The following is a 12,021-nucleotide window of genomic DNA, read 5'->3' as shown; positions in this document are numbered from 1 at the left end:
CTTGCTCTCCCGTGACGTCCCCCCCGACGGACCGGCGCCCGGCTCCCCCGCCCATCGACCCGGCCGCACTGGGCCGCGTGGTCGTCGTCGCCAGCGGACCGGACGACGGGATCCTCGCCGTCGGCGGGCTGCTGCGCGCCGTGCTGGACGCGGGCGGGCAGGTGGCGGTCGTCGTCGCGACCGGGGCGGGGCCCGACCCGCTCGACGACGCACTGGCGACGATCGGCCTGGACGGGGCGCCGGTGCACCGCATCGACCCGCCCGCCGACGGACTCACCGCGGCCCTGGTCCCGCTGCTGCGCGACGCCGACACCGTCCTGGCCCCGTGGACCGGCGACCCGCACCCCGGCCACGCCGCCACCGGCCGGGCCGCGGCCGCCGCCGCGCCCGTGACCGCGTTCGGCTTCGGCTACCCGGCGGGCACCTGGGAGCGGATGGCCACCGACGACCCGGGGGTGCCGTGGGAGCACGCCTACACCCACCCCCTCGACGCCGACGCGCGCGCGGCCAAGCGCCGGGCCAGGGCCCGCCTCGGCGCGGCGGCGGTCCGGGAGGCGGGCACGGAGGTCGTGTTCCGGTACCCGCGCTCGTCCGGGGCGCCCCGCGCACGCTTCGACGAGCTGTACGCCCGCGGCGTCGGCGACCCCTGGGAGACCCGCACGGCCTGGTACGAGCGCCGCAAGCGCGCGCTGGTGCTCGCCTGCCTGCCCGCGGAGCGCTACCGGCACGCGGCCGAGCCGGCCTGCGGCACCGGCGCGCTGACCGGCGACCTGGCGGCGCGCTGCGACCGGATCACGGCGTCGGACTTCACCGACTCCGCCGTCGCGCAGACCACCGCGGCGGTGCCCGACCACGTCGAGGTCGCCCGGATCACCCTGCCCGACCCGGCCGCGCTCCCGGACGGGATCGACCTCGCCGTGCTGTCGGAGGTCCTCTACTACCTCGCCGACGACGACCTCGCCGCCGTCGTGGACCGGCTCGCCGAGGCCGTCGAGCTGGGCGGCGACGTCGTGCTGGTGCACTGGGACGGCTGGCCGGCGGAGGCCCCCCGCGACGGGGCGGCGGCCCACCGCGTGCTGCTGGAGGACCCCCGGTTCGAGACCCTCGTCGAGCACGTCGACGAGGAGTTCCTGCTGCACGTGCTGCGGCGCTGGTGATCAGCGGCGCTTGCGGCTCGGCCGGTGGCCCGAGGAGTGCCGGCGCGGCTTGACCGGCTTGGACCCGGGGATGCGGGCCGGGGCGGCGGCCGCGGGGACCGGCACCGCCTGCGGCAGCGGCACGACCGGCCCGAGCCGGCTGAACACGATCCGCTGCTGCACCAGCGTCCACACGTTGTTGGTCAGCCAGTAGAGCAGGATCGCCACCGGGAACGGGAAGAACAGCCCGCCGACCAGCGCCCCGAGCGGGAAGATCCACGGCGTCGCGCGCATCACCGACGCGGCGGGCCCGGTCGGGTTCGTCTGCTGGGCGAGCGAGTGGCGCGCGGTGAAGTGCGTGGCGACGGCCGCGACCACCATGAGCGGCAGGGTGACGGCCGCGACCTCCCAGCGGTCGACGTGCGCGCCGAAGGAGTCGAGCAGGTCCTGCGGCATGGACAGGTACGACGACAGCGGCGCGCCGAACAGCCGGGCCTGCAGGAACGAGCGCACGTCGTCGGGGGGGAAGACGTAGTTGGCGATCGCCGAGTTCTGCTCGAACGTCAGCCCGGGCCGGTTGAACCCGTGCAGGACGTGCAGCAGGCCGATGAACACGGGGATCTGCAGCAGCGCGGGCAGGCAGCCGCCGACCACGCTCACCCCGTGCTCGCGCTGGAGCTCCTGGGTGGCGCGGGCGAGTGCGGCGCGGTCGTCGCCGTGGCGCTCCTTGAGCAGCGCGACCTGCGGGGCGAGCGCGCGCATCGCCCGGCCGGACCGCACCGAGGCGAGGAACGGCCTGATCATGACGGCGCGCAGCGTGAGCACGAGGAACACCACCGACAGCGCCCAGCCCAGGCCGCTGGTCGGGCCGAGCAGGAAAGCGAACAGCTGGTGCCACACCCACATGACGGCGGACACGGTGTAGTAGATCGGGTCGAGCACGGGACACTCCGGAGGCAGCCGGGACGAGGGACACGTGTCCGGCGGGAGCGTCGCTACACCGCCGGTGACGTCTCCGACGGGGCTCGGGAGCGGGTGTGCCCGGCGGCGTCCGGGTCGTGCTGGCGGGGCGCGGCGCGGCGGGCGGTCGCGCGGCGGCGGTCGCGGGCGGCGGTGGCGGGCCCGGGGACGTCGGCGGAGGGTCCGGTCTGGGCGACGCCCCAGACGAGCAGCAGCGCGCCGACGGCCCCGATCAGCAGCGAACCGGTCTCGGCGGGGCCCGCGTCGAGCAGGCCTGCGTCGACGAGCACGGCCCCGAACAGCGCGGAGACGAGCAGGACGAACCCGCTCACCCGTGCCCAGGGACCCCGCATGCGGCCCACCGTACCGGCCGGGCCGGTGACCGGCCGGAAACCGGTGGCCGCCGCGCCCCCGGACCGGGAGCGTGAGCGCGTGCTCACCGTGTTCGACGCCCGCAGCCTCCTCGTGCCCGAGCGTCCCGGGCCGCTGGTCCACGCGCACGCCGCGGCGACCGGCGTCGGCCGGATCCGGGTGGACCGGTGGCCGGGCCTGCGGGCGGTGCACGTCGAGCTGCCCGGCGGCAACCACGCGCTCGCCGGTGATCCCGACGCCCTCACCCCCGACGACCTGCGCGGCGTCACCGGCCTCGTCGACGCCGCGCCGGAGTGGACGCCGCTGCTCGGCGGATCCGCCGCGTGGCGCCGCTTGTTCGCCGAGCTGCCGCCCGACGTGCCCGTCCCCCGCTCCGACGCCCGGCTGCTCGGCCCGGCCGACGCCGGGGCGCTCGCCGCGCTCCACCCGGACGGCGCGTGGATCCACGAGACCTGGGGCGGGGCGGCCCGGCTCGCCGCGGCGGGCGTCGCACGGGCGGTGGTGCGCGACGGGCGGGTGGTGTCGGTCGCCGTCCCGTTCTTCGTCGGGGCGCGCTACGAGGACGTCGGCGTCGTCACCGACCCGGCGCACCGCGGCGAAGGCCTGTCCACGGCGTGCGCCGCCGCGCTCGTGCACGACGTCCGGGCCCGCGGGCGCGTCCCGAGCTGGACGACGTCGCCGGCGAACCGGGCGAGCCGCGCCGTCGCCGCCCGGCTCGGGTTCGTCGCCGCGGGCGAGGGCGTGCTGTGGGCCGTCGGGGTGCCGGTGCCGGACTGAGCGGCTCGTCAGCGCGGGTCGGTCGGCAGCAGCCCGCGCCGGTAGGCCGCGGCCACCGCGGACGCGCGGTCGCGCACCTCGAGCTTCGCGTAGACGTGCAGCAGGTGGGTCTTCACCGTCGCCTCGCTGATGAACAGCGCCCGCGCCGTCTCGCGGTTCGTCGACCCGGCCGCGACGAACCCCAGCACCTGCAGCTCGCGCGCGCTCAGGGCGTCGGGGACCGGGGCGCGGACCTGCCCCATCAGCCGCCCGGCGACCGCGGGCGAGATCACCGCCTCGCCCCGGTGGGCGGCGCGGACGGCGCGCAGCAGCTCGTCGCGCGGGGTGTCCTTGAGCAGGTAGCCGGTGGCCCCGGCCTCGACGGCGGGCAGGACGTCGCGGTCGGAGTCGAACGTGGTGAGCACGAGGACGCGGGTGTCGGGGGCCGCGCGGCGCAGCTCCCGGATCGCCTCGACGCCGCCCATGACCGGCATCCGCAGGTCCATGAGCACGACGTCGACGCCCGTGCCCGACTCCACCCGCGCCAGCGCCTCCGCCCCGTGCCCGGCCTCCCCGACCACGGTCATGTCGGCCTCGCCGTCGATCACGCCGCGCAGCCCGTCGCGGACGACGGGGTGGTCGTCGACGATCAGCACCCGGATCACGCGTCCTCCTCCTGCACCGGGATCGCCGGCACGCTCGCGCTCACCGCGGTGCCCTCCCCCGGTGCGCTCTCGATCTCCAGCGTGCCCGAGACCCGCCGCACCCGCTGCTCCATCGCACCCATCCCGAACCCCGACCCGCCGGCGGGTCCGGTGACGGTCGCGGGATCGAAGCCGCAGCCGTCGTCGACGACGTCGAGCACCACCACGTCGTCCATGTAGGACAGCGTCAGGCCCGCCCGCGTCGCCCCGGCGTGCCGCCCCACGTTCGCCAGCGCCTCCTGCGCGACGCGGAACAGCGCGACCTCGATCTCCGGCAGCAGCGGGCGCGGCTCCCCGGTGACCTCCACCCGCACGTCGACGCCCGCGGTCTCCGCCCACGCCTTCGCCGTGTCGGCGACGGCGTCGGGCAGCTGCGCGTCGGCGAGGCGGCCGGGGGCGAGGGCGGCGACCGAGCGGCGGGCCTCGGTCAGGCTCTCCCTGGCCAGCGCGGCGGCGGTCGCGAGGTGCCGGTCGTGGGTCTCGCCGCGGGCCCCGCCCGCCGCCTCCAGCTGCGTGACGACACCGGTCAGGCCCTGGGCGATCGTGTCGTGGATCTCCCGGGCCATCCGCGCCCGCTCGTCGGAGATCCCGGCCTCGCGGGCCCGGGCGAGCAGGCGGGCGTGCAGCTCCGCGTTCTCGTCGAGGGTCTCCGCGAGGCGGCGGTTGGTCTCGTTGAGCTCCTCGATGGTGCGGGCCCGGCGCAGCGACAGCTCGGCGGTCCGCGCCCCCATCACGGTGAAGGTGATCGCGACCGTCGCGATCAGCGCCGTGATCAGCACCCAGGCGAGGACGACGAACGGGTCACCGAGGTCGGTGAAGCGGCCGCCGATCGTCGAGTACGCGTGCAGCACCGCCATCGCGGTGATCCCGACGTAGCGCCAGCGGCCGGGCAGGTACTCGAAGGAGTGGGCGTACCCCGCCAGCGCGAGGAACGCGAACCAGGGCGACAGCTGCACCAGCGCGGCCGTCAGCCCGAGGAGCACCACGACGTAGACGGGGCCGACGCGGGGGTCCGACGCCCGCACGGGCCGCCGCCCGCGCTCGTCGACGGGGCCGGTCGGGCGGAAGGCCAGCACGTGCGTCCAGGCCGCGGTCACCAGCACGAGGACCACGACCGGGACCAGCAGCCCGGCGCCGCCCCCGGTCATCCCCGGTGTCGCCAGCGTGATCGCGGTGCCGATCCCCAGGCCGGCGAGCGGTCCGTACCGGTCGATCGCCCACTCGACGCGGGAACCGAGGTCGACCTCCGGCTCCGGTGTCACTCCCACCGGAAGAACCTAGCGGCCGTGGCGGTGGCCACCACCGCGATCAGCGCGAGCACGGCCGTCCGGAGCGGGTCGGGGCCGTCGCCCGTCCACGCCGCGGCCAGGGTCGCGGTCCCCGGCGGCACGAACTCCCCGATCGCCACGACGGCGTCGGGCAGCAGGAACTTCGGCAGGTACACCCCGGCGAAGAACTGGGTGAGCATGAACAGCACGGTGCCGATCGTGGTGGCGGTCCGGGCCCGCGGGGCGAACGCGGCCACGACGAGGCCGAGGGAGAACACGGCCGCGGTGCCGACCAGCAGCGCCACCGCGAACGCGACCGGATGGCGCGGGGCGGGCACGTCGAGCACCGCGACGGCGACCGCCACGATCAGCAGCGCGCCCAGCAGCGCGGCGGCCGTGTTGATCAGCAGCTGGGCCACGAGCACCGTCACCGGGCGCACCGGGGTGACGGCGAGGCGGCGCAGGATCCCCTTCTCCCGGTACGTCGCGAGCGCGACCGGGAAGCCCTGCACGCCCAGCACGGCGATGCTCACGGCCAGCAGCGACGGCGCGAAGTACTCGGTGAACCGCAGCCCGCCGAAGACGTCGGCCGGCTCCCGCAGCGCCGGGACCGCGCCGAGCCCGAGCAGGAGCACCGACGGCAGCAGGATCCCGAACAGGGCGTTCATGGGGTCGCGGGCGAAGAGCCGCAGCTCGGTGCGGACGAGGGTGGTCATGCCGGTTCCTCCCGGGACGCACCGGTCAGGGCGACGAACGCGTCGTCCAGGCCGGGCTGGTCGAGACGCAGGTCGCCCGCGACGATCCGGTGGGCGGCCAGCGTGGAGGTCACCGCGGCGAGGAGGTCGCCGCCGCCCGTCACCTCGACGCGGTCGCCGCGGCGGGTGAGGCCGTGGACCTCGGGCAGGTCGAGGAGCAGCGCGTCGTCGACGGGGGCGGAGGGGCGGAACCGCACCCGCTGCCCGCCGGGCAGGGCGGCCACGAGCCCGGCCGGGGTGTCGAGCGCCACCACGCGGCCGGCGTCGATCACGGCGAGGCGGTCGCAGAGCTGCCGGGCCTCCTCCATGAAGTGGGTGACGAGCACGACCGTCACGCCGGCGTCGCGGATCTGCTCGATCGCCGCCCAGGTGTCGCGGCGGGCCTGCGGGTCGAGCCCGGTCGTCAGCTCGTCGAGGATCGCGACGCGCGGGTTCCCGACCAGTGCGAGCACGATCGAGAGCCGCTGCTTCTGGCCGCCGGACAGGTGCGCGTAGGCGGTGCGCCGCTCGTCGGCCAGGCCCCAGCGGTCGATGAGGTCGTCCGGGTCGGCCGGCGCCGGGTAGAACGACGCGAACAGCTCCACGGCCTCCCGCACCCGCAGCCGGTCGGGCAGCTCCCCGGCCTGGAGCTGGACTCCGATGACCTCGTGCAGCGCGGCGCGGTCGCGCTGCGGATCGAGCCCCAGCACCGACACGGACCCCCCGTCCGGGACGCGCAGCCCGGCGACGCACTCGACCGCGGTCGTCTTCCCCGCCCCGTTGGGCCCGAGCACCCCGAAGATCTCCCCCTCCTCGACGGAGAAGGACACGTCGTGCACGGCGACGTGGTCGCGGTAGCGCTTGTGCAGCCCCTGCACCTCGATGACGGCCATGCCGCCCAGCGTCGACCGCGCCCAGCCCGCGCGGATCGACCACGGAGCCGGACCCCATCCACCGATCGGTGGACGCGCCGCGGCCGCGGGGACCGTTCCGGGCGGGCGGCGGCGGGTCGGTGCGGATAGGTTCGGGGGATGCCCGAGGGCGACACCGTCTACCTCGCCGGGAAGCGCCTGCGGGCCGCGCTCACCGGCGGCACGCTGCTGCGCGGGGAGCTGCGGCACCCGCGGCTGGTGGAGCACGACCTGGCCGGGCGCACCGTCACCGGCGTCGCGTCGGTGGGCAAGCACCTGTTCACGCGCTTCGACGACGGGCGCAGCCTGCACAGCCACTTCCGGATGGACGGCTCGTGGCACCTCTACCGCCCCGGCATGTCCTGGCAGCGGCCGGCGCACGAGGCCCGCGCGGTGCTGGCCACCGCGGAGCGCGTGGCCGTCGGGTTCGCCCTGCACGACATGGAGCTGCTCCCGACCGCGGACGAGTCGCGGCTGGTCGGGCACCTGGGGCCCGACCTGCTCGACCCCGAGTGGTCCGACGCCCACGCCGCCGAGGCCCTGCGCCGGTTCACCGCCCGGGGCGCGTCGGAGGTCGGCTCGGTGCTGCTGGAGCAGCGCGTCATGGCCGGGGTGGGGAACCTCTACAAGACCGAGGTCTGCTTCCTGCGCGGGATCTCCCCGTGGACGCTCACCCGCGACGTCGACGATCCGGCCGCGGTCATCGCGCTGTCGCGCGAGCTGCTGCTGCGCAACGCCGACCGCCCCGAGCAGTCCACGACCGGGGAGCTGGGCCGCGCGCAGCACTGGGTGTTCGAGCGCGGCGGGCAGCGGTGTAGGCGCTGCGGCACCCGGATCCTGGTGGCCGAGCAGGGCGAGAGCGTCTACGCCCGCATCGCCTACTGGTGCCCGACCTGCCAGCCCGGCCCGTCCCCGACGCCCACCCGCCGCCCGCCCCGCCGCCGCTGACCCCGCCCACCCGCCGGGCGGCGGCGGCAAACTCGCCGGGCGGCGGCGGCAAACTCGCCGGGCGGCGGCGGCAAACTCGCGGGGGCGGGCACCGACACACGGCGACGGCGCCCCTCCCCGGGTCGGGGAGGGGCGCCGTCGGGAGACCGGGTCAGGCGGTGCCGGGCTGCTGCTGCTTGTCGAGCTGGGGGGTGGCGGCGGGGGTCGGGGCCGCGGTGACCTCACCGGCCACCGGCGTGCCGTGCAGCGACGCCCGGATCTGCTCCAGTCGGCTCGCCCCGGCCATGTCGGCCGTGGACGCCTGGACCTCCATCATCCGGCCCTGCACCGAGTTCTGGGCCAGCTCGCCCGCACCCAGCGCGTTGGCGTAGCGGCGCTCGATCTTCTCCCGGACCTCCTCCAGCGAGGGGGTGTTGCCCGGGGCGGCGAGCTCGCTCATCTGCCGCAGCGAGGCCGCGGCCTGCTCCTGCATCTTCGCCTGCTCGAGCTGGCTGAGCAGCTTCGTGCGCTCGGCGATCTTCTGCTGCAGCATCATCGCGTTGCGCTCGACGGCCTGCTTCGCCTGGCCCGCGGCCTGGATCGACTGGTCGTGCAGCGTCTTCATGTCCTCCACGGACTGCTCCGCGGTGACGAGCTGCGTGGCGAACGCCTGCGCCGACTGCTCGTACTGCCCGGCCTTGACCTCGTCACCGGAGGCCCGTGCCTGGTCGGCGAGCACGAGCGCCTGGCGGGCCGAGGCCTGCAGCTTCTCGATGTCGCCGAGCTGGCGGTTGAGCTTCATCTCCAGCTGGCGCTGGTTGCCGATGACGGCCGCCGCCTGCTGCGACAGGGCCTGGTGCTGGCGCTGGGCGTCCTCGATGGCCTGCTGGATCTGGACCTTCGGGTCGGCGTACTCGTCGACCTTCGACGAGAACAGCGCCATGAGGTACTTCCAGGACTTCACGAACGGGTTGGCCATCTCTTCCGCTACCTCCGGGTGCCGTGTACGCGCTGTCCGATCCGGCCGCCGGTGCGCTCCTGCGCCCCATCGTGGCACTGCACACCGCCCGGCTTCCACCGGACGCCGACGATATCGGGGAAGATCCCGACTCCGGCGTCGGGGCGTTCCCCGAGATCCAGACTAACCGTGCCCGGGGTGTCAGGCGGCGGCGCGCGCGACGGGCTGCGGGCGCGTGATCGGCGCGGCGACGGGCGCGACGGGGGCCAGCGGCATCCCGGCGGGGGCGGTCGGCTCGTCGACCCCGGCGATGCGCAGGTCGGTGTGGCGCAGCCCGACAGGCCGGGACGTGCGGCCGACGACCTCGAACGCGGCGGCGGCGAGCACCTCGGCGGCGTCGCCCAGGAGGTCGGACAGCGAGAGGTCGAGTGCCTCGCAGATCGCGGCGAGGAGCTCGCTGGAGGGTTCCTTGCGCCCGCGCTCGACCTCGGACAGGTACCCCAGGCTGACCCGCGCGCGCCGGGAGACCTCGCGCAGCGTGCGCCGCCGGTCCGTCCGGGCCCGGCGGAGGCTGCCACCGATCGCCTCTCGCATCAGCACGGCATCCTCCGATCGACGACCACGGGCGGCCGGGGCCCGGCCGTGGGTCAACCGTACCGAGTTCGTCGCGGATGCGCCCCGGACCGACCGGCCGGGTCGCGTCCGCCCACGGCGAACACGCGCCCGGGTGCGCGTCTCAGGTGGTGGACGCCGACCGCAGCCGCGCGGCGCGCAGGACGTAGTCCAGGCCGGTGACGACGGTGAGCACGACGGCGCCCGCGAGCACCGCCCAGCGCACGACGTCGACCGTCGTGGACGCCCCGAGCAGCTCGGTCAGCGGCAGCAGGTAGAGCCCGATCGCGAGCGTCTGCAGGGCGGTCTTGGCCTTGCCGCCGCGGCTGGCCGGGATGACGCCGTGCCGCAGCACCAGCAGCCGCAGCAGCGTGACGCCCAGCTCCCGGCCCATGATGACGACGGTGACCCACCAGGGGACGATCCCGAGCACCGACAGCCCGATCAGGGCCGAGCCGGTGAGCGCCTTGTCGGCGATCGGGTCGGCGATCGTGCCGAACGTGGTGACCAGGCCGCGGCGCCGGGCGATGTCGCCGTCGAGGCTGTCGGTGATGGAGGCGACCGCGAACACGCCGAACGCGGTGAGCCGCCAGGTGACGCTCAGGCCGTCGGCGGTGAGCAGGGCGGCCAGGAAGACCGGGACGAGCAGGAGCCGGATGCCGGTGAGGACGTTGGCGATGTTGAGCACCGGCGGCGGACCCGTCGGCCGGGAGCTCACCCCCGGCTCCCCAGGGTGCTGCGGGGGACGTGCGAGCGCGCCGACACGACCAGGTCGGCCCCCTCGGTGCCGACGACGACCGCCCGCACCAGGTCGCCCACCGCGAGCCCCGAGCCCCGCTCGAACACGCACTCCCCGTCGACGTCGGGCGCCTGGTGCGCGGCGCGGCCGGTGCACTCGAAGTCCTCGTCCTCGGCGACCTCGACGAGCACCTCGACCTCGGTGCCGACCCGGTCCTCGGCGCGCTGGTCGATCAGCTCGTCGGCCAGCGAGGAGATCCGCGAGACGCGCTCGGCGATCACCTCGGCGGGGACCTTGCCGTCGAGCGAGACCGCCTCGGTGCCGTCCTCGTCGGAGTAGCCGAAGATGCCGATCGCGTCGAGCCGGGCCTCCGACAGGAACGCCTCCAGCTCGGCGAACTCCGCGTCGGTCTCCCCGGGGAAGCCGACGATGAAGTTGCTGCGGATCCCCGCCTCCGGCGCGATCGCGCGGATCCGGGCGATCAGGTCGAGGAAGTCGGCGCGCGAGCCGAAGCGGCGCATGCGGCGCAGCAGCGTGGGCGCGGCGTGCTGGAAGGACAGGTCGAAGTACGGCGCCACTCCCGGCGTCGAGGCGATCACCTCGATGAGGTCGGGCCGCATCTCCGCGGGCTGCAGGTAGCTGACGCGGACCCGGTCGATCCCGGGGACCTGCGTCAGCCGCGGCAGCAGCCGGACCAGCGCGCGCGTGCCGCCGGGCAGGTCCTTGCCGTAGGAGGTCGAGTTCTCGCTGACGAGGTACAGCTCGCGCACGCCCTCCATCCCCAGCCACGCCGCCTCGGCGACGACGTCGTCCGGCGGCCGGGACACGAACGAGCCGCGGAACGACGGGATCGCGCAGAACGTGCAGCGGCGGTCGCAGCCCGAGGCCAGCTTGAGGTTCGCGACCGGGCCGGTGGTCAGCCGGGCCCGCGGGATCCAGGCGTGGCCGGGCACCTCGACCTGCGTGGCGGCCGCGGGCCGCTCCACCGGCGAGATCGGCAGCAGGGTGCGCCGGTCGACCGGCACGTGCGGCTCGGGGGCGTGCCCGCCGAGGAGGTCGCCGAGGCGGTCGGCCAGGTCGGGGTAGGCGTCGAAGCCGAGCACGGCGTCGGCCTCGGGGAGCTGGTCGGCCAGCTCCTTGCCGTAGCGCTCGGCCAGGCACCCGACGGCCACGACCTTGGCGCCGTCGGCGGCGTCGGAGGCGGCCAGCAGCGTGTCGATGGAGTCCTTCTTCGCCTGCTCGACGAACCCGCAGGTGTTGACCAGGATCACGTCGGCGCCGTCGTCGGCGTCGACGAGTTCCCACCCGCTGTCGGTCAGCCGGCCGGCGATCTCCTCCGAGTCGACCTCGTTGCGGGCACAGCCCAGGGTGAGCAGGGCGGCACGACGCGGGGCGGACACTCCCCCAGCCTACGGCGGCGCCCGCGCCGCCTACGCTCACCCGTCATGACGGCCGTTCACGTGAGGCGGGCGCGCACGTCCGACGTCGGCACGATCAAGGACCTGGTCGACGAGTACGCGGGCCGCGTGCTGCTCGCGAAGGAGATCGTCACCCTCTACGAGTCGGTGCCGGAGTTCCTCGTCGCCGAGGTCGACGGCCAGGTCGTCGGCTGCGGCGCGCTGCACGTGCTGTGGGAGGACCTCGGCGAGATCCGCACGGTGGCGGTGCACCCGCGGGTGCTGGGCCGCGGCGTCGGGCACGCGCTGGTGCGGGCCCTGATCGAGGGCGCGCGCGAGCTGGGGCTGCAGCGGCTGTTCGTGCTGACCTTCGAGAAGCAGTTCTTCTCCCGGCACGGGTTCGCCGAGATCGACGGCACGCCGGTGGAGCCCGACGTGTTCGCCGCGATGCTGCGCTCCTACGACGCCGGCGTCGCCGAGTTCCTCGATCTCGCGCACGTCAAGCCGAACACGCTGGGCAACGTCCGGATGCTGCTGCGGCTGTAGC

General features: G+C 75.5%; 14 protein-coding genes. 4 read left to right on the top strand and 10 right to left on the bottom strand.

Annotated elements, in window-relative coordinates; translation table 11 throughout:
• The first annotated feature begins 11 nt into the window (after positions 1–11).
• Positions 12–1,157, top strand: a complete 1,146-nt coding sequence (locus tag H6H00_RS16810) for an SAM-dependent methyltransferase (protein ID WP_185716709.1) — start codon at positions 12–14, stop codon at positions 1,155–1,157.
• On the opposite strand, the gene yidC is transcribed toward H6H00_RS16810, so the two are convergent.
• Both yidC and H6H00_RS16800 read right to left on the bottom strand, forming a co-directional pair.
• Positions 1,158–2,078, bottom strand: coding sequence for a membrane protein insertase YidC (gene yidC / locus H6H00_RS16805; RefSeq protein WP_185716708.1), 921 nt, complete (start codon positions 2,076–2,078; stop codon positions 1,158–1,160).
• 53 nt (positions 2,079–2,131) lie between these two features.
• The gene (locus tag H6H00_RS16800) at positions 2,132–2,449 is read right to left on the bottom strand and encodes a DUF6412 domain-containing protein (protein ID WP_185716707.1); all 318 of its coding nucleotides are present in this window, start codon (positions 2,447–2,449) and stop codon (positions 2,132–2,134) included.
• On the opposite strand from H6H00_RS16800, the gene H6H00_RS16795 reads away from it, so the two are divergent.
• Complete coding sequence (locus tag H6H00_RS16795; RefSeq protein WP_185716706.1) at positions 2,448–3,245, top strand: GNAT family N-acetyltransferase; 798 nt, start codon at positions 2,448–2,450, stop codon at positions 3,243–3,245. The genes H6H00_RS16800 and H6H00_RS16795 overlap by 2 nt on opposite strands.
• A gap of 8 nt (positions 3,246–3,253) precedes the next feature.
• Here H6H00_RS16795 and H6H00_RS16790 read toward each other — a convergent pair whose 3' ends face one another.
• Genes H6H00_RS16790 through H6H00_RS16775 form a run of 4 tightly spaced genes read right to left on the bottom strand, consistent with a single transcriptional unit; the run spans position 3,254 to position 6,823 of the window.
• Entirely contained in the window at positions 3,254–3,889 is a 636-nt protein-coding gene (locus H6H00_RS16790; protein ID WP_185716705.1) for a response regulator, read from the bottom strand.
• Positions 3,886–5,196, bottom strand: coding sequence for a sensor histidine kinase (locus H6H00_RS16785; RefSeq protein ID WP_185716704.1), 1,311 nt, complete (start codon positions 5,194–5,196; stop codon positions 3,886–3,888). The genes H6H00_RS16790 and H6H00_RS16785 overlap by 4 nt, the downstream gene beginning before the upstream one ends.
• Entirely contained in the window at positions 5,187–5,912 is a 726-nt protein-coding gene (locus tag H6H00_RS16780) for an ABC transporter permease (RefSeq protein WP_185716703.1), read from the bottom strand. Before H6H00_RS16780 ends, H6H00_RS16785 begins: the two co-directional genes overlap by 10 nt.
• Positions 5,909–6,823: an ABC transporter ATP-binding protein gene (locus H6H00_RS16775; RefSeq protein ID WP_185716702.1), complete on the bottom strand. Its 915-nt coding sequence runs from the start codon at positions 6,821–6,823 to the stop codon at positions 5,909–5,911. Before H6H00_RS16775 ends, H6H00_RS16780 begins: the two co-directional genes overlap by 4 nt.
• Positions 6,824–6,961: 138 nt before the next feature.
• Between H6H00_RS16775 and H6H00_RS16770 the strand changes: the two genes are divergently transcribed.
• Entirely contained in the window at positions 6,962–7,789 is an 828-nt protein-coding gene (locus tag H6H00_RS16770) for a DNA-formamidopyrimidine glycosylase family protein (protein ID WP_185716701.1), read from the top strand.
• A gap of 151 nt (positions 7,790–7,940) precedes the next feature.
• Here the strand turns inward: H6H00_RS16770 and H6H00_RS16765 are convergent, their stop codons facing one another.
• The 4 genes from H6H00_RS16765 to rimO all read right to left on the bottom strand — a co-directional run bounded on the left by H6H00_RS16765 (position 7,941) and on the right by rimO (position 11,477).
• Positions 7,941–8,747: a PspA/IM30 family protein gene (locus tag H6H00_RS16765; RefSeq protein ID WP_185716700.1), complete on the bottom strand. Its 807-nt coding sequence runs from the start codon at positions 8,745–8,747 to the stop codon at positions 7,941–7,943.
• 180 nt (positions 8,748–8,927) lie between these two features.
• Entirely contained in the window at positions 8,928–9,320 is a 393-nt protein-coding gene (locus tag H6H00_RS16760; protein ID WP_185716699.1) for a helix-turn-helix domain-containing protein, read from the bottom strand.
• A gap of 142 nt (positions 9,321–9,462) precedes the next feature.
• A complete protein-coding gene (gene pgsA / locus H6H00_RS16755; protein ID WP_185716698.1) occupies positions 9,463–10,056 on the bottom strand; it encodes a CDP-diacylglycerol--glycerol-3-phosphate 3-phosphatidyltransferase in 594 nt (197 codons plus the stop codon).
• Positions 10,053–11,477: a 30S ribosomal protein S12 methylthiotransferase RimO gene (gene rimO, locus H6H00_RS16750; protein ID WP_221775560.1), complete on the bottom strand. Its 1,425-nt coding sequence runs from the start codon at positions 11,475–11,477 to the stop codon at positions 10,053–10,055. The genes pgsA and rimO overlap by 4 nt, the downstream gene beginning before the upstream one ends.
• A 45-nt stretch (positions 11,478–11,522) precedes the next feature.
• Here rimO and H6H00_RS16745 point away from each other — a divergent pair, with 45 nt between their 5' ends.
• On the top strand, positions 11,523–12,020 hold the full coding sequence (locus H6H00_RS16745) for an amino-acid N-acetyltransferase (RefSeq protein ID WP_185716697.1): 498 nt from the start codon (positions 11,523–11,525) through the stop codon (positions 12,018–12,020).
• The last annotated feature ends 1 nt before the right edge of the window (position 12,021 follow it).

The sequence above is a fragment of the Pseudonocardia petroleophila genome, assembly GCF_014235185.1.
GTDB lineage: Bacteria > Actinomycetota > Actinomycetes > Mycobacteriales > Pseudonocardiaceae > Pseudonocardia > Pseudonocardia petroleophila.
This window is presented reverse-complemented; position numbering and strand designations above follow the sequence as displayed.

What these genes read in the sequence shown, in the direction of transcription:
- H6H00_RS16795 (WP_185716706.1), top strand. Translation starts at nt 2,448, where the DNA reads ATGCGGCCCACCGTACCGGCCGGGCCGGTGACCGGCCGGAAACCGGTG.
- H6H00_RS16745 (WP_185716697.1), top strand. Translation starts at nt 11,523, where the DNA reads ATGACGGCCGTTCACGTGAGGCGGGCGCGCACGTCCGACGTCGGCACG.
- H6H00_RS16775 (WP_185716702.1), bottom strand. Translation starts at nt 6,823, where the DNA reads ATGGCCGTCATCGAGGTGCAGGGGCTGCACAAGCGCTACCGCGACCAC.
- H6H00_RS16760 (WP_185716699.1), bottom strand. Translation starts at nt 9,320, where the DNA reads ATGCGAGAGGCGATCGGTGGCAGCCTCCGCCGGGCCCGGACGGACCGG.
- H6H00_RS16765 (WP_185716700.1), bottom strand. Translation starts at nt 8,747, where the DNA reads ATGGCCAACCCGTTCGTGAAGTCCTGGAAGTACCTCATGGCGCTGTTC.
- H6H00_RS16770 (WP_185716701.1), top strand. Translation starts at nt 6,962, where the DNA reads ATGCCCGAGGGCGACACCGTCTACCTCGCCGGGAAGCGCCTGCGGGCC.
- H6H00_RS16800 (WP_185716707.1), bottom strand. Translation starts at nt 2,449, where the DNA reads ATGCGGGGTCCCTGGGCACGGGTGAGCGGGTTCGTCCTGCTCGTCTCC.
- H6H00_RS16780 (WP_185716703.1), bottom strand. Translation starts at nt 5,912, where the DNA reads ATGACCACCCTCGTCCGCACCGAGCTGCGGCTCTTCGCCCGCGACCCC.